Annotated in this window: 23 protein-coding genes and 1 pseudogene; 7 read left to right on the top strand and 17 right to left on the bottom strand. The window is 62.6% G+C overall.

Features of this window, described 5'->3' with window-relative positions:
- Positions 1-52 precede the first annotated feature (52 nt).
- Positions 53-460: a collagen-like protein gene (locus AUC70_RS03055; RefSeq protein WP_069443536.1), complete on the bottom strand. Its 408-nt coding sequence runs from the start codon at positions 458-460 to the stop codon at positions 53-55.
- 216 nt (positions 461-676) lie between these two features.
- Between AUC70_RS03055 and AUC70_RS03060 the strand changes: the two genes are divergently transcribed.
- The gene (locus tag AUC70_RS03060) at positions 677-1,810 is read left to right on the top strand and encodes a YheT family hydrolase (RefSeq protein WP_206599301.1); all 1,134 of its coding nucleotides are present in this window, start codon (positions 677-679) and stop codon (positions 1,808-1,810) included.
- Here the strand turns inward: AUC70_RS03060 and AUC70_RS03065 are convergent.
- Complete coding sequence (locus AUC70_RS03065; protein ID WP_083241209.1) at positions 1,807-2,721, bottom strand: zinc-binding dehydrogenase; 915 nt, start codon at positions 2,719-2,721, stop codon at positions 1,807-1,809. The genes AUC70_RS03060 and AUC70_RS03065 overlap by 4 nt on opposite strands.
- A 241-nt stretch (positions 2,722-2,962) precedes the next feature.
- Here AUC70_RS03065 and AUC70_RS16045 point away from each other — a divergent pair.
- Both AUC70_RS16045 and rcdA read left to right on the top strand, forming a co-directional pair.
- Positions 2,963-3,100: pseudogene (locus AUC70_RS16045) on the top strand (DUF1192 family protein); the annotation flags it as partial.
- A gap of 289 nt (positions 3,101-3,389) precedes the next feature.
- Entirely contained in the window at positions 3,390-3,920 is a 531-nt protein-coding gene (gene rcdA / locus AUC70_RS03070; protein ID WP_069443537.1) for a protease adaptor protein RcdA, read from the top strand.
- 54 nt (positions 3,921-3,974) lie between these two features.
- Here the strand turns inward: rcdA and AUC70_RS03075 are convergent, their stop codons facing one another.
- The 9 genes from AUC70_RS03075 to AUC70_RS03110 form a co-directional block, all read right to left on the bottom strand.
- Positions 3,975-5,498, bottom strand: coding sequence for an inorganic phosphate transporter (locus AUC70_RS03075; protein WP_069443538.1), 1,524 nt, complete (start codon positions 5,496-5,498; stop codon positions 3,975-3,977).
- 248 nt (positions 5,499-5,746) lie between these two features.
- Complete coding sequence (gene lpxD / locus AUC70_RS03080) at positions 5,747-6,847, bottom strand: UDP-3-O-(3-hydroxymyristoyl)glucosamine N-acyltransferase (protein ID WP_342021947.1); 1,101 nt, start codon at positions 6,845-6,847, stop codon at positions 5,747-5,749.
- A gap of 77 nt (positions 6,848-6,924) precedes the next feature.
- Positions 6,925-7,089: a hypothetical protein gene (locus AUC70_RS17345; RefSeq protein WP_193427301.1), complete on the bottom strand. Its 165-nt coding sequence runs from the start codon at positions 7,087-7,089 to the stop codon at positions 6,925-6,927.
- A gap of 30 nt (positions 7,090-7,119) precedes the next feature.
- On the bottom strand, positions 7,120-7,365 hold the full coding sequence (locus tag AUC70_RS03085; RefSeq protein WP_069443540.1) for a hypothetical protein: 246 nt from the start codon (positions 7,363-7,365) through the stop codon (positions 7,120-7,122).
- A gap of 107 nt (positions 7,366-7,472) precedes the next feature.
- Complete coding sequence (locus AUC70_RS03090) at positions 7,473-7,682, bottom strand: cold-shock protein (RefSeq protein ID WP_069443541.1); 210 nt, start codon at positions 7,680-7,682, stop codon at positions 7,473-7,475.
- A 234-nt stretch (positions 7,683-7,916) separates the two neighbouring features.
- On the bottom strand, positions 7,917-8,735 hold the full coding sequence (locus tag AUC70_RS03095) for a transglutaminase-like domain-containing protein (protein WP_069443542.1): 819 nt from the start codon (positions 8,733-8,735) through the stop codon (positions 7,917-7,919).
- Positions 8,736-8,943: 208 nt separating this feature from the next.
- A complete protein-coding gene (locus tag AUC70_RS03100; RefSeq protein ID WP_069443543.1) occupies positions 8,944-9,609 on the bottom strand; it encodes an ion channel in 666 nt (221 codons plus the stop codon).
- A gap of 177 nt (positions 9,610-9,786) precedes the next feature.
- On the bottom strand, positions 9,787-10,101 hold the full coding sequence (locus AUC70_RS03105; protein ID WP_069443544.1) for a hypothetical protein: 315 nt from the start codon (positions 10,099-10,101) through the stop codon (positions 9,787-9,789).
- Between the two features lie 30 nt (positions 10,102-10,131).
- Positions 10,132-12,201: a TonB-dependent receptor gene (locus AUC70_RS03110; protein WP_069443545.1), complete on the bottom strand. Its 2,070-nt coding sequence runs from the start codon at positions 12,199-12,201 to the stop codon at positions 10,132-10,134.
- A 69-nt stretch (positions 12,202-12,270) separates the two neighbouring features.
- On the opposite strand from AUC70_RS03110, the gene AUC70_RS17015 reads away from it, so the two are divergent.
- Positions 12,271-12,438, top strand: coding sequence for a hypothetical protein (locus AUC70_RS17015; RefSeq protein ID WP_158007345.1), 168 nt, complete (start codon positions 12,271-12,273; stop codon positions 12,436-12,438).
- A 404-nt stretch (positions 12,439-12,842) separates the two neighbouring features.
- Positions 12,843-13,151 carry a hypothetical protein gene (locus AUC70_RS03115; protein ID WP_141701922.1) on the top strand — a complete coding sequence of 103 codons (309 nt, stop codon included), beginning with the start codon at positions 12,843-12,845 and terminating at the stop codon, positions 13,149-13,151.
- Positions 13,152-13,255: 104 nt separating this feature from the next.
- Here the strand turns inward: AUC70_RS03115 and AUC70_RS03120 are convergent, their stop codons facing one another.
- From AUC70_RS03120 to rpmE, 4 genes are all read right to left on the bottom strand, one after another.
- Complete coding sequence (locus AUC70_RS03120) at positions 13,256-14,854, bottom strand: arylsulfatase (protein WP_083241211.1); 1,599 nt, start codon at positions 14,852-14,854, stop codon at positions 13,256-13,258.
- A 333-nt stretch (positions 14,855-15,187) separates the two neighbouring features.
- Positions 15,188-15,379, bottom strand: coding sequence for a DUF1214 domain-containing protein (locus AUC70_RS03125; RefSeq protein ID WP_069443547.1), 192 nt, complete (start codon positions 15,377-15,379; stop codon positions 15,188-15,190).
- The gene (locus AUC70_RS03130; protein ID WP_083241212.1) at positions 15,364-16,623 is read right to left on the bottom strand and encodes a DUF1254 domain-containing protein; all 1,260 of its coding nucleotides are present in this window, start codon (positions 16,621-16,623) and stop codon (positions 15,364-15,366) included. The genes AUC70_RS03125 and AUC70_RS03130 overlap by 16 nt, the downstream gene beginning before the upstream one ends.
- A 225-nt stretch (positions 16,624-16,848) precedes the next feature.
- Positions 16,849-17,070: a 50S ribosomal protein L31 gene (gene rpmE, locus AUC70_RS03135; protein ID WP_069443549.1), complete on the bottom strand. Its 222-nt coding sequence runs from the start codon at positions 17,068-17,070 to the stop codon at positions 16,849-16,851.
- 221 nt (positions 17,071-17,291) lie between these two features.
- On the opposite strand from rpmE, the gene AUC70_RS03140 reads away from it, so the two are divergent.
- Together AUC70_RS03140 and AUC70_RS03145 are read left to right on the top strand one after the other, a co-directional pair.
- The gene (locus AUC70_RS03140) at positions 17,292-18,230 is read left to right on the top strand and encodes a TQO small subunit DoxD (protein ID WP_069443550.1); all 939 of its coding nucleotides are present in this window, start codon (positions 17,292-17,294) and stop codon (positions 18,228-18,230) included.
- A 247-nt stretch (positions 18,231-18,477) separates the two neighbouring features.
- Positions 18,478-20,259: an ABC transporter transmembrane domain-containing protein gene (locus tag AUC70_RS03145; RefSeq protein ID WP_141701923.1), complete on the top strand. Its 1,782-nt coding sequence runs from the start codon at positions 18,478-18,480 to the stop codon at positions 20,257-20,259.
- A gap of 3 nt (positions 20,260-20,262) precedes the next feature.
- Here the strand turns inward: AUC70_RS03145 and AUC70_RS03150 are convergent, their stop codons facing one another.
- On the bottom strand, positions 20,263-21,291 hold the full coding sequence (locus AUC70_RS03150) for a peptidoglycan -binding protein (RefSeq protein WP_069443552.1): 1,029 nt from the start codon (positions 21,289-21,291) through the stop codon (positions 20,263-20,265).
- Between the two features lie 38 nt (positions 21,292-21,329).
- Complete coding sequence (locus AUC70_RS03155; RefSeq protein WP_069443553.1) at positions 21,330-22,334, bottom strand: flagellar motor protein MotA; 1,005 nt, start codon at positions 22,332-22,334, stop codon at positions 21,330-21,332.
- Positions 22,335-22,518: the final 184 nt, after the last annotated feature.

The raw sequence follows: 22,518 nt of genomic DNA on the forward strand, positions 1-22,518 counted from the left end.
GAGGCCGGGACGCGCGGAATTTCGTGTCCGCTAGCTTGCGTTTACGGCGTGCTCACTTCGCCAGGCAGGACACGGCCGCGCTTCCACCGGCAGCGGTGCTGCACCAGGCTTGGCTCGAACCGCTGACCAGCGCCGCGCTCGGCTCGCTGCCGCCCTGGCACCAAGCCGCGATCAGGACTTCTTCGGCGCCGCATTTGGCGAATTGGCCTGGGCCGTCGGCCACGACCACGCGAATGTTGGCTTCCCCGGCGTCGCCCTTAGGCCCTGGCTCACCCTTCGGTCCAGGCTCGCCCTTTGGTCCCGCTGGTCCCGACTCGCCCTTCGGTCCGGCGTCGCCTTTGGGACCGGCCGCGCCCTGCTCGCCCTGAGGGCCAGGGTCGCCCTTCGGCGCTTGGGAATCGTTGCAGCCCGACAGCAGCAGGGCCGCCGCGCAGACAAATATCGTCGCAATCCTTGGCATGCGTTGCCTCCCCGTTCTGTTATGTCAGCACAGGTCGGTGGCAGCCTGATCTGCGCTGTAGGTGCTTTATTATTTCCCCATTCAAAATATTCGTGAGGTTGCACCTGAATTTTTGTCGACTCTTGCTCCGTATAACACAAGAGCATCGGGCATGATTGGCCAATTATGTCTGGGAAATAGTTACTTACGGCCAAGGAAGACTGGGCGCAGCCGGCATTGAACACTCTGCAATCGACCGGTGGCGGTTCGCCCCTCGCCGCATGGCCGAGCTGGGCGCGTCGAAAGGCCGTGCAGGCAGAAGGTCTTGAATCGGGCGCGCTGGTCACGACCTGCTGTGTTGTGCTGGACGAACCGATCAGACATGCCGCGCAGGGCGGCGCATTCGAGGACCGTGCGCCCTGGTGGGGCGGCGATCTTCAGACGTTGCGCAATATTGTCATGCGGCGGACGGAGCCGCTCCCGGGCCGGGCCAAGTCCGTCGAGTTCGAGATGCGGGACGGAAGCGGCGACCGGCTCAAGGGCACGCTTTCCGAGCCCGAGGCGCCGGACACGCAAAGCCCGCTCGTCGTGCTCATCCACGGTCTCACCGGGTGCGAAGACAGCGACTACATGCGGGCCTCCGCGCGGTTCCATCTGACCCGCGGGCGCATCGTTCTGCGGCTCAACCTGCGCGGGGCCGGCCCCGGACAGGCGCTCTCCAATAACTTCTACCATGCGGGCTCCGCGCCGGACGTTCAGAGCGTGCTCGAGGGGCTCGATCCGTCGCTAACCGGAAACGGCGTTGTCCTGATCGGCTACTCGCTCGGGGGGAACGTCCTGCTGAACTGGCTGGGTCGTGCGGACGCCCCGCCCTTCGTGACCGGTGCCGCCACCGTGTCGGCGCCGATCGAGCCGGCGCAGGCCTGCGAACGGATCCTGCAGCCCCGCAACGCGCTCTATCATCACTTCCTCATTCAGCGGATGAAGCGCGATGTGCTGGCCTCGTGCGCGCTATCGCCTGAAGAACGCCGAACCATCGCGGATACCCATACCGTCTTCGAATTCGACGACCGCTGGGTGGCGCCCCGCAACGGGTTCGCGGGCGCGGAGGATTACTATACGCGCACGGCCGGTGCGCAGTTTGTGCCGGACATCGCGATTCCGACCCTGATGATCCACGCGGCGAACGATCCGTGGATCCCGGCCGAGCCCTATCTCCATGCTGGGGACCGCGGCAATCCGAATGTCGAGATACGCCTTGCCCGGAGCGGCGGGCATCTCGGCTTTCACGAGAGCGGCGAGCGCGAGGCGTGGCACGACCGTATGATCGATGCGTTCATCCGCGACCTTGGCGTGACGCGTGGCCTCTAGGCGGTGATCATGACGATCTTGCCCACATGGGATGGGTCGTCGATGCGCTTGTGCGCGCCCACCGCCTCGGACAAGTGAAACACGGTGTCGATCACCGGCTTGTATTTGCCGGCGGCGATCAAGGGCCAGATTTTCTCTTCAATTACCTGCGCCATCTTCGCCTTGGCCGCATCGCTCTGAGCCCGCAGGGTCGAGCCGGTCAACGTCAGCCGGCGCATCATCAGCCGCATGAGATCCACTTCGACCTTCGATCCCTTCAGGAATGCAATCTGCACGATGTGACCTTCGAGAGCGGCGGCATAGATGTTCTTCTCGACATAGTCACCGCCGACCATGTCGAGAATCACGTCGGCACCGTGCTTGTTCGTCACCTCTTTCACGACGTCGACGAAGTTTTCCTTGCGATAGTTGATGGCGCGGACGGCGCCCAGGTCTTCGCAGGCCTTGGCCTTGGCATCGTCACCCACCGTGACGATCCTTGCGCCGAACGCTGTTGCGAGCTGGATGGCCGTGGTGCCGATGCCGCTCGCCCCGCCATGGACCAGCAGCCAGTCGCCTTCTTTGAGGCAGCCACGTTCGAAAACGTTGTGCCAGACCGTGAAAATGGTCTCGGGCAGCGCAGCCGTCTCCACGGTGCTCAGGCCGTGCGGAGCGGGCAGTGTCGTTGCTTCCGGCGCGACGGCGTATTCCGCATAACCCCCGCCATTGACCAGCGCGCAGACGAAATCGCCGGGCTTGAAACGGGTCACGTTCTCGCCGATGGCGACGACCGGCCCCGAGACTTCGAGCCCCAAGAGTTCGGAGGCGCCTTTGGGCGCGGGATAGAGACCTTGGCGCTGCAGCACGTCCGGCCGGTTGATGCCCGCGGCGGCAACAGCGATGAGGACTTCGTCCGCGGCAGGCTTCGGCATGGGCCGCGTTCCCGGCGTCAATTGTTCCGGCCGCCCGGCTCGCGGACTTCGATCACGGTCATGGTCTCTGGCAGCATTCTCGTCCCCATTCTGCGTTGCTTCTTCACTCTTAGAGAAGACGGCTGCGCGATGCTAGGATGAGCGCTGTCGCACAAGTGGGACGACCGGCGCGAGATGCGGAGATTTCGACCATGGACCTCAACGACCTCACACCGAAAAAGCCGAAGGGCCACGAGATCGGCCAGGACTATCCACGCTGTCGGAGGGCGAATTGCTGGCGCTGATCGAAACGCTGCAAGGCGAGATCGCGCGCGTCGAGGCCTTGCTCGCCGAGAAGCAATCCTCGCGCAGCGCCGCGGAGGCCGCGTTCAAGAGCTAGACCGGCCCGGACAGAGTTTCTTTAGGTAAAGAGGGCCTTAGTCTTAACCGGTTGTTAGGGACTCACCCGTAAAGTCATCGTTATCCAGTCCTCTGGATCTGAGTGGCCTGTTCCACTCTGTTTGACGCCTCCCTGTTAACTTCCTGAGCCGCCGTTTCGGCGGCTCCTTTTTTTTGCCCTCCGCTCGCCACAGCTTGCGTTTTAACCTTTCCTAACGGAAGGTAACGACAGCGCTGGCCCATGGCATAGTATGCCGCTCAATAAGAGGGGCGATGGAGTACCGGGGGACATGGCGGGGAAGACCGAAAATACGAGCTATGGTGACGGCGTAACCGTCTCATTTGGCGCGAAATTCGCGCGCTCCGATCAATTCAAGAGCGTCTTCCGCGAGGGCATGGCGCTGGTCGAGGCGGCCGCGGCCTATCTCGACGGCGACGGCCGCAAAGAGGCGCGCCAGCTCAAGCCGCCGCACTCCTTAGCCTATGCCACGGAGAGCATGCGTCTCACCACGCGGCTGATGCAGCTCGCCTCCTGGCTCCTGATCCGCCGGGCCGTGACCGAGGGCGAGCTGACCCCCGAGCAGGCGCTCGAGGAACAGCGCAAAATCAAGCTCCCAGTGGAAGATTCACGCCCCGTGCGCGACCTCGAATCGCTGCCGCAGCGGCTGCGCGCCCTCATCGAAGAGAGCGTGAAGCTGCAGGAACAGGTGGTCCGGCTCGACCAGATGATGGATTTCAAGCAGCCGGATGCCGATGCCCATCATCCTGTCGGCGCGCATTTCTCGCGGCTCCAGGCCGCTTTCGGCCGGGACGGCGAATAGGGCCGTCGCCAGCACCTATCAAGTGTCTGCTTGCCTCTATGGCGCGTCCGTCGCCTAGCGCAGCCAATCGGCGCAGAGGAAGGTTACGGCGGCAAGCGCCGCGGCCGACGGGACGGTAATGACCCAGGCGGCGACGATGCCAAAGAAGTGGGACCGCCGCACTAGCTTTCGGTGCTTCAATTCATCCGGCAGCAAGGCGCGGCTCCGGCCCTTGGCGTGCCTTCGATGCGTCCTCACATAGTTCCGCCGTCGCCGGCTGCGCGCCGTGTAGTGCTCGCGAAAGAAACCGACACCGAACACGGCGCCGACAACGATGTGCGTGGTCGATACCGGCAGGCCGAGCTGCGAGGCGACCAGCACCGTGAGGGCCGCCGAGAGCGCGACGCAGAACGCGCGCATCGGATTCATCTTGGTGATCTGATCGCCCACAATGCGGACGATGCGGGGACCGAACAGGAACAGGCCGAGACTGATACCAGCCCCGCCGATCACCATGACCCATAAGGGTACCCCGACGGCGCTCACCAGCGTTCCCGTCGTGGCGCTGCTGACGATCGCCGCCAAGGGGCCGACGGCGTTGGCGACGTCGTTGGAGCCGTGTGCGAATGACAGAAGCGCCGCGGAGCAGATCAGCGGCAGGTGAAAGAGTTTCCGCAGGCTCTGGTTGCGGTTCTCCATGCCCTCCGACTGTCTGCGGACCCAGGGCCTGGCCGCGAGATAGGCCGCGGCGTAGATGAGGATCGCGATAGCCGTGATCGCCGGCAGGCCCGGTTTCCAGACGTGCTTCAGACCCTTGATGACCAGATAGGCCCCAAACACCGCCGACATGATCCCGACCAGGACCGGCACCCATCGCCGCGCAGCAGTGATTTTGTCCTCTTGGTAGATCAAGTTGATTTTGATGAAGGCGAGGAACGCGGCGGCGATCACGCCGCCGATCAAGGGCGAGGTGAGCCAGCTGAGGGCAATGGACGCCATCACGAACCAGTCGACGGCCTCTGCGCCCACGGCCGCTAACCCCGCGCCGAGGACACCGCCGACGATTGAATGCGTCGTCGATACCGGGGCGCCAAGATAGGTGGCGAGATGGACCCAAAGCGCCGATGCCAACAGGGCGGACATCATGATCCATACGAACACTTCGCCGCTCGGAACGAGATTCGGATCGATGATGCCTTTGGAAATGGTCTGGACAACGCTGCCGCCGGCGATCATGGCGCCTGCAAATTCAAAGATCGCAGCAATGACAAGCGCTCCGGTCATGGTGAGGGCGCGCGCCCCCACTGCCGGGCCGACATTGTTGGCGACATCGTTGGCGCCAATTGTCAGCGCCATATAACCACCGATGATCGCGGCGGCGATAATCAGTACGCTGCTATGCGCGGCCCCTGCCTGGAAACTGGCAAAAATGCCCGCAATACCGAGAAAAAGGACAGCAATTCCAACGGAAGGCCAAGCGCGGGATACCGCCCGGGTCGCTTCTTCCAACTGCTCGATTTTCTGGAGGTCTTTGTCGAGAGAAGGCTTCTTGGTGCTGCCCAAGCCGACCGCTGATTCATCGCCGTTCTGCACTGGCATAAGGTGCGTGCCCCCGCTTTCCTAAGCGAGGTCATAAGAAGTTTCCGGCGGACTCACAAGCTTATGACAGAGCTATGACAACGATCGGCTCTTCCGAGTATGCCAGCTTGAGTTGTCAGGGGGAGCGAGTGCTTGCTGCCGGCCCGCCTTTTGGGGGCCGTGCGCTCGGAGACGTCGCGGCGGGTCTGTGGGATTTTGGCCGGACGGGCACCCGCAAAACCTAATCGACCTGTGAGCGCACTCCCACTCTACAGGGGGCTCGATCCGTCCAACTGTTGGCGCTTCTTGCCCAGCCGTCTCACGGCGGCAATCTCGCGTGCCCATTCGTTGAACGGACGGGCCGGCGTTCCACCCATCCGGGCCCCACTCGGCACATCGTCCTTCACATGGGCCATGCCGGCAATCAGCGCGCCATCGCCGATCTTGACGTGTTCCACCACGCCGGACTGGGCTCCCAGGATCACGAAGTCGCCAAGTTGGGCCGATCCCGCAATTCCCGTTTGGGAGATGATGATGCAGTGGCGTCCTATCACCACGTTGTGGGCGATCTGAACGAGGTTATCGATCTTGGTTCCTTCACCGATCTTCGTGTCCGTGAGGAAGCCCCGATCGACTGTCGAGTTGGCGCCAAGGTCGACGCCATCGCCAATGACGACCCGTCCAATTTGCGGGATCTTGAAATGCCCTTCCGGGCTCATGACGTAGCCAAAACCGTCCTGGCCGACGCGAGAACCGGCATGAAGCGTGACTCTATTGCCGACCAAGGCATGTGTTACGGACGCACCAGGACCCACAAAGCAGTCGGCTCCAATGAACACGCGGTAGCCAACCACGGCCCCCGCTGCAATCGTGGTGCCGGCACCGATTTTCGCCTCGCGCCCGATAACGGCCCCGGGCCCGATCGTGACACCCTCGCCAATCTTGGCGGTCGGGTGCACCAGCGGGCCGCCGATGGTCGCGTGCGGCGAGTCCTCCTCGGGGTGGAGCGACGAGGGATAGAGAAGCCCTATCGCCATGGCAAAGGCGCGATGGGGGGCGTCGGTGATAATCGGGACGACGTCTGCGGGAACGAGGCTGACGTCGGAGGGTTTGATGAGACAGGCCCGCGCCTTGGTGGCGAAGAGATCCTTGGCGTATTTGGGACCGGTACAAAATGTGAGGTGCGTGGCGGACGCGTCGTTCAAGGCGCGCAAGTCATCGACTTCAGCTAGGCCATCGTCGGCACTATTCAACTCACCGCCGACCGCGTCGGCGACGCATCTGAGTGAGACGGGGTTCCCGCGGTCAAAAAAGCCAGGGTGTTCCACGGTTCCTCCAAGACTGGAATCGAAACTGCAACGGCCATTCACGGACTGTGCTGCCAGGGCGAAAGGAAGCGTTGGGCGCCTTTCAGGCTGGGACAAACGCGATGGCCTGCCGTTTCGGGTTAGGGTTCACCTGCATCGGTAGAGGTATCCGGATCGGTCTCACCGACGCGCTCCGCTTGGCGCTTGGCCGTCTCTTCCTCAAGCCGCTTGAGCTTTTCCTGCTTCTTCCGAGTCTTCGCTCGCTCTCGCTCTGCTTTCTGAAAATTGTAGTTTGGCTTAGCCATCTGCACCTCGGCGTCTTTATTGAATCTCGATCACGTTTGCTTCGATCGGCGCGGTCTGGGGCGCTTGGCCGGCGCAGGCTTCAGAGCCGCCTCTTCCTTCTCGGAAGCTTCCTTCGCTAGTCGAAGCTCGCGCAGGCGGGCGGTCTTATTGGCGGTCGCTTCGCGTTCCCGTTCCTGATCGCGCATCAAGTTGTCATGGCGCTGTTGGCTTTGGCTGCGAACGAACTCGGCACTACGCTTGGCAGCTGTCATGCGCGTGGTCAGTGACGTTCTCATATCGGACCTTTGTGTCGGTTCGGAGTCCAATGGACAGGTTCGGGCAAAGCTAACGAGCCGCCCCCGAAGGGACGGCTCTAATTCACTAAGGCGTTAGTCTGAAAAGACTATGCGGCCTCAATGGTGCTCACAGCGGTCTTACCGCTGCGGCGATCGACCTCAGTGTCGAATGTGACGCTCTGACCTTCGGTCAGGTGCGTGATGCCGGCGCGCTCCAGCGCAGTGGCGTGTACGAACACGTCATTGCCGCCATCGGCGGGCGCGATAAAGCCGAAGCCACGAGTGGCGTTGTAAAACTTAACGGTTCCCGTATTCATCGGGGTTCCTTTCGTCCAAGTGTATGCAGTCGTGCCTGAAGACGCGCAAAGGCGCGTCTCGAAGCGAGATTGTCGATGTTTGGGAGGGTCTGAAACGTGCGCCTGAGCGCTACGGCCAATTGTCCGGCCAAATGTCGATCGCCTTATATAGGCGCATTTGGCGAAAACCACAAGATGTCGTGCGCGGGGCTGCCTCGGGCAACGGCTGCTTTGTCTTGAAATTGGCGGATCTTACTAAATCGCACTGCCGTCTGCGTGATCAATCCAGACGTTGAAGTCAACCAGCTCGTGCTGGCCGAAGCTGTGTGTCAACGGCACATCGGCCGCGTCACGGCCTCTTGCGATGAGGACTCGGCCCAAGCGAACGTCGTTATTGCGCGGGTCGAATACCCACCACCGTCCCGCGAGGTAGACCTCCATCCAGGCCGCAAAGTCCATCGGCGGATAGGGCGGCGGTTGTCCGGCATCGCTGACATATCCAGTGCAGTATCGCGCCGGTATATTGAGGCAGCGGCAAAGCGTGATCGCCAGATGGGTGAAGTCGCGGCAGACGCCGACTCCTTCGTTCAGTGTTTCCACCGCGGTGCGCGTGGCTCGGGAAAACTCGTACCCAAACCGGATACGGTTGTGCACGAAGTCGCAGACCGCCTGTACTCGCATCCAGCCGAGAGGCTCCTGCCCAAATTGCTGCCACGCGAAGTCAGACAGAATATCAGTCTCACAATAGCGGCTCGCGAGGAGGAAGGTCAGCACCTCACTCGGCAACCGCTCGACAGCGTGCTGCTCGGCGGTTGGGTCCTTTTCGTCAGGCAGGCCCGCATCGCGAATAATGCCGTCGGTCGACACACAGAATTCGCCTGCGGACGCGGTCAGCCGATTGCACCAGTTGCCGAAGCCGTCCCGATAGCTTTCGATGGGCACCGCGGGGCTGGTGGTCAGCAGATCAGGCCGCTCAAGGTCGCTCGTGCGTGAGTAGTGCACGCACAAGAGCAGGATCATCGGGGTAGGCGCAGTTAGCCGGTAGCTGAGGCGGCAACCCAGTCGCAGGCGCATGATTTTCTTCCAATTGGAGGAACGTGCCGATGCAGTGGCACGCTAGTCTAACGTACTTGGTCCGTTCGCGCCGCCATGCAATGCAAAGTTTCCCGCTGGCGACCTTCGGTCAAGGAATTGGCCGGCGCGCCATGTGAGCACTGCGGGCTTGTCCTACGTATGGCAACGGTGCCACCAGAGGGCCTCGTCCAGGCGCAGTATCGCCTGTTCAGCGCCCGTCTTCGCCGCGAATCCTGGCGGCAACCTCGATCGCGACGAGCCGAGCGATCATGACGGCGACGTAAAGCGTCCCGCAGGCTGCTTCCAATCCCGCCAGCGGCCGGGCAGGGCCCGACACGGCCACGATGTCCCCACATCCCACGGTGGTCAGGGTCACGAGGCTGAAATAGATGAGCGCGTCGCCCAAGTGCGCGCGATCGGTGTTCGCCGGAAGCCCGGCGAACGATCCGGGCTGGATGTGTTCGATGATGCCGTACAGATACGCGAACGCGACGGCCAGGAGCAGATACGCGACAACGGCACCCATGATCGTGTTGGCGTCGACGTCACGCCGCCGGGCCAGTTCGCCAAAGATCAGCGCGATGCTGAGAGCGAACCAGGCCAGGGTGACCGTGGCCGACGTCACTTGCAGCCATTGGGCCCCTGTCAGAAGGGCTCCCCAACGTGTGATGAGAGCCGCCAGCGTCAAGCAGAGATAGACCCACCGCGTGCTGTCTCCCCGTGCCAACCAATAGGCGCCGGCAATGAAGACGACATTGAAAAGCAGCTCGATGCCGAAGGCCGTGGCGGGACTCGTGGCGATCGGCGCAACGACGATCAAGAGGCACAAAATGAGTAGCAAGACGCCGAAGTTCGGCACTTTCTTCAGGCGCATCGGAGGCCTCCTCTCGTTGTGAGGGCGGCCACGAGCCGCGCCGTCGAATCATCCTTCGGTGGGATCATGGCAAGCATAGTCGTTGGCGTTGCCACCAACAAAAAAGCCGGCTCCCGAAGAGCCGGCTTTTTGCCTGGGACGTTGCCCCAAATTCTACGCGATGAAGCCTTCGCGCCCTCAAAGAAACTTTTCGAGGTCGGCGATCGCGGTCAGGAGGCGGTCGTGGTTCTGACCGGACGCCGCGTGGGTATGGCCCATCTTCCTGTGCTTCCCTTCCGAGGGTGTCGGCGCGTGAGCATCGCCATGCTCGATGGTCTCTTCGTGGGATGCGATTTCCGCGCGGTGCGCAGCGATTTCGGCCTCATGGGTGAAGATGTGAGCCTCCACGCGCTTGAGAATTGCCAGCGCACGCATGTGGTCCGCCGACCATTTCAGATGGTCCTGCTCGTAGCGCAGATGGTCCTTGTGCGCTTCGACATTGGTCTCGGTCATGACATTGTTCCTCCTGATCCTCCCGAAGTGTCAGAACCGCATGCTTCCAAAAAAGCGGACATTCGCGCCTGGTTCCAGCACGTTCTCACGCCGCTTGAAGGAGGCAGAGTTCAGCACCTTCTCGTCCAGGAGGTTATCGCCTTTCACGCCGATCCGCATCGTTGGGGCAAGAACGCCCGGCCCTGCGCTCGCGACCACATAGCTCAATTCGGCGTTGAGCAGCGTGTAGCCGGGGGTCGTCGGCTCTTCCGGGGCGACTTGGTTCTGCTCGAAGGCGTGCAGCAGGCCGACGCGTGCGAACCAGTTGCTGTCCCGATAGTAGATGCCGCCCCCAAGGCGGTGCGGCGGCATGCGCGGCACATATTCGCCGTCGTCGAACCGGGCATGAACGAAGTCGTATTGACCGTCGATGCCCCAGACACCGCGCCAAACCGACCCGACATCGTACTCGCCGAGCAGCTCGACGCCGTAGAACACGGCGTTGCGCTGTTTGAACAGCACTTGGTCGAAGCTGTGGCCGTGGCCTTCTTCCTCGTGGCCGTCTTCGTGGTGTTCGTCGTGATCTTCCCGTTCGCATGAATCGAGATCGACGCCACAGGTAAGGCCCGTGAGCTCCCGGTAAATGAAGCCATCGTAGTTGGTGTAGTAGCCGCTGGCGTCGTAGCGGAACTTGCCGACCGGCCGCTTCAAGCCCAGCTCGATCGTTTGGGCCTTTTCCTCGTTGAGGAAGGGATTGCCGATCTCGAACGTGTTGCTTGCGTGGTGCGCGCCTTTCGAAAAGAGCTCCGCCGCTGCCGGTGCGCGCTCGACGGCTTGACCGTTCAGCCGCAAGACCGTGTTGTTGCCAAGGTCGTACAGCGCGCCAAGTCCGCCGCTCACGGGTACGAACGTGCGATCGCCTCTGTAGGTCACGGGTGCTTCGGGATCGGCGATGCTGGAATAGCCGAAGCCGTCGACGCTGGCACTCTCGACCCGCAGCGCGGTTTGGAAACGCCACCGGTCGGACGCTTCGAGTTCTTCGAACCAGAACCCGGCGATGCTCTCGGTGTCCGCAGGCTCGAGGAGTGAATCGCCTTCGTAGCTCAAGCCTGCCGTATCGGCATGATCCCAATGAACGCCGACCGCCCCGCGCACCTCGCCGTAGCGGCTCATCACGGGCGAATGCTGGATCTCCATGCGGGCTTCCTGCTGCTCGTTGGTGAAGACCGAGCCGATCTCGAAATCGCCAGCCTCTTCTTCCTCGTGCTCCTCGTGTTCTTCATGTTCGTCGTGACCGTGCTCTTCCTCCTCGTGATCGTGACCGGCCGCGCTATGCCGCTCGAGCTCGTCATGAGCGTAGTCGGACGCGCCGAACCAGAAGCGGACGGCCTCGATGCCGGACGATTCCGGCCGCCACTCGCCTTTCACGAGAACCTTGTCCTGCACGAGATCGATCCGCGGCAAGAAGCCTTCCTCCGCCTCTTCGCCGGGAATGCCGTACAGGCTCTCGAAGCGCGCGTAGGACACGCCGATGAAGCCGTCGTCCCAGACGTGGGAGATACCCGCCGAGCCGCCCTTGCTGTTCACGAAGCTGTTCAGCTCTTCGCCGAGCGGCGTCTCGTAGTCTTCGTAGTCGCGAATGAAGCCGTCGGCATGAAGCACGATGCCATTTGAGCCGCCGGTCACGCTGAAGGCGCCGTCGCCGCCCGCGTCCACGGTGTTGCCGCCGCCCTTGATCATGCCCGAGAAGCCATGTTCGGGAAGGTACGTCGGAATGCGCTGGTTCTCGACGGACACCACGCCGCCGATCGCTTGGGAGCCGTAGCGCAAGGTCGAGGGACCGCGGACGACTTCGATCTTGTCGGCGTCCGAGGGGTCGATCGGGATCGCGTGATCTTCGGAGATGGCCGATACGTCGTGGCTTCCGATGCCGTTCTCCTGGATGCGGACGCGATAGCTGTCGAGGCCGCGGATGATGGGCCTGTTGGCGCCCGGCGCAAAGGTCGTGCCGGAGATGCCGGGCTTGTTCTGCAAGCTGTCGGTGATCGTCGCGCCGGGGTTCGCAAGGATCTCCCTCTCGGTCGCGACCGTCACGGGAACGAAGCTGTCCGCCCCGCTCACGATCGAAATGCCGGCCGGGATATCGATGTCGAGACTTCGTCGGTCTGTACGGGCGCGGGCTGCGCCGGTGTGCGCGAACGGCTCGACGTTTGCGTGCTGGGTCTCGAAGGGCTGGCGGGCCGCGTGCTTCTGCGCGCAGGGCTTGGCGCTCTAGAGGCGCCCGAGGCGCCGCTCGAAGCTTTTTTCGGCTTCTCTACCGGACTCGCCGTCGTGATTTCGATCGCGGGGAGTTCATAGACATCTTGAACCTCCCCGGCTTCTTGCGCGGTGGCCGCGCCCATACCGACTGCCAATCCACACGGAAATACGCACAGGAGCGCGATGCCCCTGTTTGGCCCCTGAACCATAACTGCCCCCACGCATTTTTGTGTTATATCATAACAATAGTGCGTGACGTTATAACATAAGACCTGTCCTGCCAAGCGTCCCGCGGGCCGTTTTCGGTCCGGACGCTTCACGTGGCTCGATGCTGGAATGGGCGAGGGGCGGACGGCGCTGACGCAAGCGGAAGGCCCGGTTTACAGAGGAACCGGGCCTTCACGCTCCACACTTGGTAAAGTGTCGGCAGGCGGCTCAAACGCGTACCGCATCTCCACATCGCCTCGAAATGCGCGATGGCGCCGTTCTGAAGGAGAGTCGAGTTGAACTGGTGGACACATCTACTTCGAGACGAACGTCTCGCCCATTCCTCTCCCGACATGCTGAGCTTCGAAGAGCTTGTGACCTTGCAGGCCACATTGCTGGCCAAAATGATGATGGTGAATAGCGCGCTTCATAGGCGGTATACGGAGCTGTTGGCATCGCCGGATCGCGTTCCCTCCAACGAGGAGGCTCGGGACGTCCTTGCCAGAGCAGCCAAGCATATCGACGAGCTGAATCGCATCATGCGCGATGAGTTGGCTTTTATCCTCAGCGAAAAGCACCACGGGGCCGACAACGACGAGGATTGATCGCGTGGCAGTGTCCACGGGCTTGCCTCGGACGCCTAAATTGATCAGGGCAGCGCGTCTCAGGGCGCCGAAACCCAGTCGTCGAGGTGGACGCATCGTCTCGTCTATTGCTTAGCCTTGTTGACGAACTCCTCCACCACATTCGACATGTCGAAGGATTTGCCGCCTTGCACGGGCGGGTATTCCGCAAGGGTCTGCAGATGCTGGGCCATCAGTTCGCCCATCGGCTGGATTAGCCACGAGACCTTCTGCATGAGGTGTCCGTAGGAGTCCTTACTGAAATAGGATTCGAACGGGTCCATGCGGATGTTGAAAACAAGCGGAACCGTTCGAGGGATGACGTTTGCGTAGTAGTCCTCCTTCGTCGAGAAGTGAAACTTCCACGGCCCCATGCGAACGGCCATCAGCTTGCTCTCGTAATAATAGAAGATATGTGTCCGCGCGGATTTGGGCGACTTGCCTGTCCAGTAGGAGAGATTGTCGACCCCGTCGATGTATTGCTTCTTCTCCGTTTCCATTTGCTCCACGATGTCGGGCACCCCTGCGGCTGCCGCGAAGCTCGTGAACATGTCCTGGTGACTCTGGATGCCATTGAGCACCTGCCCGGGCGCGATGGTGCCAGGCCAACGCAGCATTGAGATCACGCGGACGCCGCCTTCGTAGGTCGTCATCTTCTCGCCGCGGAAGGGCGTTGTCGCGCCGTGCGGCCATGAGGAATGTTCCGGGCCGTTGTCGGTCGAGTACCAGACGATGGTGTTGTCATCGAGACCCTGCTGCTTGAGGAAGTCGAGCACCAGGCCTATGTCGTGGTCGTGCTGGAGCATTCCGCTGCCGTGATAGTCGGCTTCGCTCGTGTACTCCTCGGCCGCGTAGCGCCATTTGTCGTTCAGCCGCGTGTAGAGATGCATCCGGCTTGTGTTCAGCCAGATGAAGAACGGTTTCCCTTCCTCTTTCGAACTCGTCATGAAGTCGAGCGCCTTGGGAATGACTTCCCCTTCGTCGAAATTCTTCATGCGCTCCTGGGTTAGAGGTCCGGTGTCTTCGATGGTCTGTTTGCCAACGCGGCCGAAGCGGGGATCTTCCGTCGGGTCGTCCGTGTCGCTCGCAAACGAGTGGATGACGCCGCGGGTGCCGAATTTCTTCTCGTAATCTTCGAGACTGCCGGCATAGGCCTCACCGAAACGCTGGTAGTCGCGCTGCTCGGACTCTTCCTGGGTGTTGAGGTGGTAGAGGTTGCCGAAGAACTCATCGAATCCGTGGACCGTCGGCAGGTGCTCGTTGCGATCACCGAGATGGTTCTTGCCGAAATGGCCGGTCCGGTAGCCCGCCGACTTGAGGACCTCGGCGAGACTGGGAGAAGCCGCTTGCAAGCCAAGCGCATCGCCGGGTTGCCCCACCGTCGTCATGCCGGAGCGAATTGGATACTGACCGGTGATGAACGCCGCGCGGCCGGCGGTGCAGGAGGGCTGAGCGTAGTGGTCGGTGAACTTGATGCCTTCGTTGCCGATGCTGTCGATGTTCGGCGTCGTGTAGCCCATGGTGCCCATGCCGTAGGCGCTCACGTTCTGCCAGCCGATGTCGTCTCCCCAAATCACTAGAATATTGGGTTTCTTGCTCGCCGCTTCCGTGTCCTGCGCCCACGCTATTCCCGGCGCAGCGAACGTCGCCACGAGCAGACCCACGATTGCCGTGAAGTGCCTCATCACTTTCCTCCCATGACCGGCGCAGCGGGTTCTTGAAGGGATCAGGTCGGATAGGGCCCGCCAGTCTGGTGAAAAGGACACCACCGTGGGCGCGCAAATTACAGACGGAAATTTCTATCAAGACGGAGCGCGGCAGCCGGATCCCGTAACAGCTTGCGTCTCATCGGGGGAAGCGGGGTGTCGCCGCTCCTGGGGCGCTCGAGCGCAGACAACAAAAAAGCCGGCTCCCGAAGGGCTGGCTTTTTGCGTGGGATTCGGGTCCCAGATCCTACTGGATGAAGCCTTCGTACTTCTTCTTGAAGCGGACGCCAGCTGACGACTGTGTCTGTGCCCTTAACCTACTTTTTCGATGTCGGGCAGCAACCACGACCGGTCGAAATAGGCTTCGGTCGGCGAGTAGAAGCGGAAGTACGGGAACCACGCCTTGCCCGGCACGGTGGGAATCCAATTCGTCGTGCCCGCCTCGGGTTCATCCGGCCCCATGTAGAGCGTTACCGAGCCGTCGTCGTTCACGTCGAGATCCATGCGCGACGACTTGTCGGCGACGACCTGCTCGTTGACGATCGCGCGCGCGTCGACACGTCGTAGACCGTGAGAGACCAGAACTCGGCCGCCGGCACGTCGGCGGGAACGGTCAACGTGTAGTTCTCGCCGCCGTCCAACCACTCCCCATCTGAGTCGCGATACGTCCCGAGATAGATTTGCCCCTGGCCCGGCGTCTTCGACTGCATGGCCGTGTCGTTGGTCACGGCCTCGTAGAACCAAGCGGCGCGCCCATCGAGTGCGTCGTAGTTCTCCCAGCGCTGGTCCACCGGCGACGTCGTTGCGATCTCCCAAGCAGACCCGTCGGCATAGTGCGACTGCTCCAGCCGGGGATTGAAGAAGTCATTGGCCTTGGCCATTGCCTCTCCGACGAGAACCGCCTCGGTCAGAATTTTCTTTTGACGTTCGTCGGGCGCGAATGGCTTGCCCTTTTCGAGGCCAAGCGGCTTCAGCATGGCCATGAAGAAGCGGTCCCGCTCCGCCACCGGCTCGCGTCCAAGGATGTCTGCTAGCACTTCGAAATAGCCGATCCCGCGCGGCTGCCAGCCCTGCCATTTCTTGTGATTGACTTCGGTGACCTTGGTCTCGTGCTCGTCGTCGATTTCGGAGAGCGGGTAGATCTGAATCCCGGCAAGGTCCTTCGCCTGCTGATCCTTGTCCTTGGCGAGAAGGCGGATACCGAAAAAGATGCTGTTCGTGGGAGTTTCAAAGACCTTGGCGCCCTCGACCTTCGGGGCTTCCGTTCCGGGCGCATAAAAGACATAGCGCCCCGGCTCCGTCATCTGCGTGATTCCGATCTGCCACATGGAGTGCGTGGCCCCGCGGACGTCCGCGTCGGGCATATCGATGACGATCGGGCCGGTCTCTTCGAGGTTGATGAAGCTCAGCGCATACGGAGTCGTCGTGTTGGCGGTCAGAAGTCCGTATTTGTCCTGCGTGTCGCGGTAGAGGACGATGTCGCCCGAACTCGCGCCGAAGGTCTCCTCATGTGCTTTCTGCCACTGCGCGAAGCTGACGATCGGGATGGCCCAGATATAGGCTTGGGTCGCCCGCTGGAAATCCATCTCATCGAACAGCTTCTGCTGTGTTTCCTTGGACGGATAACCGTTCTCGAAGTCGTGGGTGAAGGTCAGCGGTCCGACTCGGGTGTCGATGGTTTCTTCTGCCATCGCGTTTGCCGACGCCAGAGCGGCCACAGCCATGCTGATTGCCAGTCGCTTCAACATTGATACCTCCCGTGTTTGGCCTGTTCTAAGGGACCATGCGGACTTAGCGAACCATAGCGGTGAACAACGCGACACTCTACGCGGATCGTGCCAACCTAGTGTGGCGCGCAAACCTCGGAATTTTGGGAGACGGCGGCGAACAGCCGGCACCTGCCGGGGCGCAGGCAACAAAAAAGCCGGCCTTGAGAGGCCGGCTTTTTCTTCGTGGGATTTGGGTCCCAGATCCTACTTGATGAAGCCTTCGTACTTCTTCTTGAAGCGCGAGAGGCGGCCGCCACGGTCGATCAGGTGCTGACCGCCGCCGGTCCAGGCCGGGTGGGTCTTGGGATCGATGTCCAGCTTCAGCGTGTCACCCTCGGCGCCATAGGTCGAGTAGGTGAGGAACTCCGTGCCGTCCGTCATGACCACCTTGATCTGGTGGTAATCGGGGTGAATATCCTTCTTCATGGCTCAAAACCTTGTCTGTTCGGGCCACCCCGGCTTGCCGGGCGGCTCCGCGTCGCATCATCGTTGTCCTAGCGGAATTGGCCGCAGCCTATAGCGCGGAACCGCCGGTAGAGCAAGCATCTGCGGCATCGTCGAAGATCGCGCGTTCGTGACTGGAATTCGGGAAAACCGGGCTCTAGTACCGAATTGCCGGGATGCACTTGGGAACCAGAGGGACAAGGATGGACCAGACGGATGATCGTTTCGCGGATGTGAAGCAGCTCGCCTTGCGGGCCTCCGCGATTTCCATGGGGTTTGTCTTCCTTTCCGCCGCCTGGCGGCGCTTCTACAACGTCCCCGCCAAGCTCGACATCGACAGTGCCAAGGACGTGGCGAACAAGCTCGTGGCGGCGGCGCCGGGCTCGCCGATCGAGGGGTTGGTCCATTTCGTGCTGGCGCGGCCGGGGCTGGCCGAGTTCGCCACCTACGCCATGACCATCGGCGAGGCGCTCGCGGGACTGGGGCTCATTTTCGGCTTCCTGACGCGCCTGTCGGCGGTCGGTGCGGCCCTTCTGAATATCGCGCTCATGCTCATTTTCGGCTGGCAGGGTTTCGAATGCCTCGACGAATGGACCATGGCGGCGCTGGGCTTCGCGATCTCGGTCAGCGTCATGCTCTACGGGCCCGGCCTCTACTCCCTCGACAACGTGGTCGGCATCGATCCGCTCCGGGGCGTCTTCACCAAGGGCGTGGCCATCGCGCTGACGGTGGCGTCCGTGATCTTCACGGTCGGGTTCTACGACTACTATTTCGGGATCGCCCATCTGGAGCGGCGCACCGGCGTCGAGGCCTACCGCATCGTGGCGGAACCGGCGCCGCAGCCGGACGCGGCCATTCTCTACGTGAACGCGGGCGCCTCGACCAACGGCGCCTATGTGCGCAGCATCACCTTCAAGCTCGACAGCGGGGAGACGGTAACCCAGAGCGCGGAGGAGATCGGCGTCCTCAAGAGCTATTACGAGCCCTGGTCCCGGTCCGGCGTCCTGACCGACGGCGTGCTGCGGCTGCGGCTCGGTTCCAAGACGGAAATCCGCCTGCCGAAGGGGGCCGCGTCCGCGACGATCGACCTGATCGACAATGCCGATCAGGACGTGGTTTTTGCAGCGCCAGCCGCCGACTAGGCGCGGTTTCGCCGCCGGTTTGACTGCTCAGCCGCCGCGCGCAGCTTAACTTTGCGCTTATGTCCCGGAGATTTGGGGTGTATCTGGGGCTTTGCGCGCGGTGACAAGCCGCTTAAAGTCGCCCCGAACTGGCGCCATTTCGGACGCCGGACCAAAGTTCTGCTGGGTATTTCTGTTGCAACCTGTTCCGTTGAAGCCTGCGGGGACGCCCGCGCCATCCTCCGCCCCGACGTCCGCGGAAGCCGCCTTGGAGCCTGAAGAGACCGGGAAACCAAAGCGCGTGTCCCTGCGGCCTCTAGGGCAGCTCAAGCCTTATCTCCTGCGCCACAAAGGCATGCTCTTGGCCGCGCTCGTCTCCCTGGTCGTGGCGGCGGGGGCGATGCTGGCGCTGCCGCTCGCGCTGCGCCGGATGATCGACCTCGGCTTTTCGGGCATCGAGCCCGAGCTGGTGGATGTCTATTTCGGCACGCTTGTCGGCGTCGGCGCGCTGCTCGCGATCGCAAGCGCGGCACGGTTCTACTGCGTGAACTGGCTCGGCGAGCGGGTGGTGGCGGACATCCGCACCGATGTCTTCAAGCATCTCACGGGCCTCAGCCCCGCCTTCTATGAAGTGTCCCACTCCGGCGAAGTGATGTCGCGGCTGACGGCGGACACGACCCAGGTCAAAGCTGCCGCCGGGACCGCCGTGTCCCAGGCGATGCGGAACCTGCTGCTGGTCGTCGGATCCGTCGCGATGATGATCGTGACGAGCCCCAAACTGTCGCTGGCGGTTCTCATCGCCATTCCGCTGATCGTTTTGCCCCTCGTCGCTTATGGCCGGTCCGTGCGGGCCCGCTCGCGCTACGCCCAGGACACTTTGGCTGAGGCCTCGGCCTATGCCAGCGAAAGCCTCGGCCAAGTGAAAGTGCTGCAGGCCTTCACCAATGAGCGCGCCGCCACGAGCCGCTTCCGCCGCGCCATGGACCGGGCCTTCGAGGCCGCCAACGACCGGGCCAAGGCCCGGGCCGGGTTGACGGCGATCGCCATGTTCTTGGTCTTTCTGTCCGTCGTGGGCGTTCTGTGGTACGGCGCGCAGGACGTGCTGTCCGGCTCGATGTCCGGGGGCACGCTCGGCCAATTCGTGCTGTATGCGGTCTTCGCCGCCGCCGCTGTCGGCGGGCTCAGCGACGTCTGGGGCGAAGTCGCGCAAGCCGCGGGCGCCGCCGAACGGCTCGGCGAGTTGCTCGAGGCGGAATCCGAGATCCAGTCGCCGCCCCATCCGACGCCGATGCCCGAACCAGGGCGCGGTGAGATCGCATTTGACGACGTGTCTTTCGCCTATCCGCTGCGGCCCGACATTGCAGCCTTGGACGGGGTGAGCTTCACGGTAAGGCCAGGCGAGCGCGTCGCTCTCGTCGGACCGTCAGGCGCGGGCAAGACCACCATCTTCGCGCTGCTCTTGCGCTTCTACGATCCGAAATCGGGCACGGTCCGCGTGGACGACGTGCCGGTGGACATGGCGGATTTGCACGATCTGCGGTCGCGCTTCGCCATGGTGCCGCAGGAGACGGCGCTCTTCGCCGACACGGTCGCCGCCAATATCGCCTATGGGGCGGAGACGGCGACACGGGCCCAGATCGAGGCGGCGGCTAGGGCCGCGTTCGCGCACGGCTTCATCGCCGAATTGCCGGAAGGCTACCAGACGCAGCTCGGGGAGGGCGGCGTCACGCTATCGGGCGGCCAGCGTCAGCGCATCGCCATTGCGCGGGCGGTGCTGCGCGATGCGCCGATCCTCCTGCTGGACGAGGCCACGAGCGCGCTCGATACCACCAACGAGACCCTGGTGCAGAAGGCGCTGGACAAGGTGATGGACGGACGCACGACGCTCGTTATCGCCCACCGTCTTTCCACGGTGGTGAATGCGGATCGCATTCTGGTCTTCGACCGGGGCGAACTCGTGGAAGAGGGCACGCATCAGCAGCTGATCGCGAAGAGCGGGCTGTATGCGCGGCTCGCCTCGCTGCAATTCGCACCCGACGCAGCCGAGTAGGGCCTACCGTTCCGTCAGCTTGAGCTCGATGCGGCGGTTGCGGGCCAGCGCCGTCGGGCTGTTGCCGCTGTCGATGGGCTGAAATTCGCCGAAGCCGGCCGCGACGAGATGCTCGGGTGCGATACCGCGCGCCATGAGATAGCGCACCACCGAGATGGCGCGCGCCGCCGACAGTTCCCAGTTCGAAGGGAAGGTGGACGAGGAGATCGGCGTGATGTCCGTATGTCCGTCCACGCGCATGACCCAGGGGATGTTGGTGGGAATGTTGCCCTCGATCTCTTTCAATGCCGTGGCGAGGTTATTGAGCTGGCCGTAGGCGCTCGTTTTCAGCGTCGCCGAGCCTGGATCGAACAGTACGTCCGAGGGGAACACGAAGCGGTCGCCGACGATCCTGAAGTCCTTGCGCTGTCCCAGCGTCTTGCGCAACTCGCCGAAGAAGTTCGAACGGTATTGCGCCAGTTCGCGCGCCTTCCTGGCGAGCGCCACGTTGAGGCGTTCGCCAAGATTGGCGATCGTCTCCTGGCTCTCCTGATCCTTGGCTTCGGAGGCTTCAAGCGCCTCGTTCAGCGCGGCGAGCTGGAGGCGCAAGGCGGCCAGTTGCTGATTGAGCAGTTCCACCTTGGCGAGCGCGTCATTTGTGATGTTGCGCTGCTCGTCGAGCTGCGTCCCGAGCGCGGCGATGCGTCCTTCCGCATCGTCCGAGGCGCCGCTCGCATCGCCGAGCAGGCCGGTCAGGCGCTTGTTCTGGGCCTGGGTATCGAGGAGCGTCGCCTGCAGCGCGGCGAGATTGTCTTCGGCGGAATCCTTTTGCGACCGCTCAAGGGCGAGAAGCTCGGTCAATTCGGCAAGCTGACGGTTGAGACGCGACAGCATCGTGTCCTTGCCGCTCGACGCCTGGGTGATGATGTAGTTCGTCACCATGAAGAGCGACATCAGGAAGATCACCACGAGCAGCAGCGTGGAGAGCATGTCCACGAAGCCCGGCCAGAGATTGGTCTGATATTGGCTGCGGCGGCCGCGGGCGAGAGCCATCTATCGTTTCCTCGCGTGCATGATCTGCCCCGTCGCGCTCATTGGCCGGTAGGCGCCTTGGGCTTGGCCGCGACCTGGCGCAGGACGGTGGCGATCTCCTGCTGCTGCTGGGCCTGCTCGTCGGCCCATTCGCGCACGACCTTCTGCTCGGCGCGCATCTGGCGGATCAGCTTGTCGACCCCTTGGGCGAGGTCGTGTACGGCGGCTTCGGTCTGGCCTCCCTGGCCGACGCGGTCGCCGAGGTCCGAAATCGAGCGCTGCATATCCATCAGCGCGTAGCGCAACTGCGGCGGCACACTGTCGCCGGGATCTGTGGTCTGGAGCTCGGTGACGTTGGCGAGCCAGTCTTCGAGTTCGTTGTAGAAGCGGCTCTGGGCATGGCCGGCCTGCAGGTCGAGGAAGCCGAGAATGAGCGAGCCGGCGAGGCCGAACAGTGAGGACGAGAAGGCGATGCCCATGCCGGAGAGGGGTCCGGCGAGGCCTTCTTTCAACTGATCGAACAGCATCACGCTTTCGCCGCCGCTGGTATCCAGCGCGCCGATCGTATTGCCCACGGAACTGACGGTGGTCAAAAGGCCCCAGAACGTGCCGAGCAGTCCGAGAAACACGAGGAGCCCGACGAGGTAGCGCGTGGTCTCGCGCTGTTCGTCCAGGCGCGAGGCGACCGAATCCAGCAATGTCCGTGCCGATCCGGTTTCGAGGCTCAGATTCCCCGTCGTGTCGCGCAGCATGGTCGCCATGGGCAGGAGCAGCACGGGCGGATTGGTCTTGGTCGTGCTCGCATCCGTGATGCTGAAATTATTGACCCAGTTGATTTCCCGATAGAGCCGCAGCACCTGGCGGAAGGCATAGACGCAGCCGACGATCAGCACGCCGATGATGAGCCCGTTCAGGCCCGGATTGGCCATGAAGCTGATCCGGAGCTGGCCGGTCTGACCATCGAGGATGATCGCGAGCAGGACGGCGAGAACCAGAAACAGCGACATACGCCATAGAAAGATCTGCGGGCGCGAGAGCTTAGTCCGATAGGTCTTGCGTGCCATTGGTCTTTGCTGGGGTCCTTGTATGGCGTCCAGCCATGCATCCTGTGCTCGAAGGGCTCGCGCGATTCGCGCAAGTTTCACTCAAAACCGAGAGTACCCGATTAGTTTGACAGGCAAAACGGCAAGCTAAAGGCGGAGTTCCGCCCGGCAGACCTAGCAATTCTACATGCCGGCAGGCTTGAAG

The organism is Methyloceanibacter stevinii (assembly GCF_001723355.1).
GTDB lineage: Bacteria > Pseudomonadota > Alphaproteobacteria > Rhizobiales > Methyloligellaceae > Methyloceanibacter > Methyloceanibacter stevinii.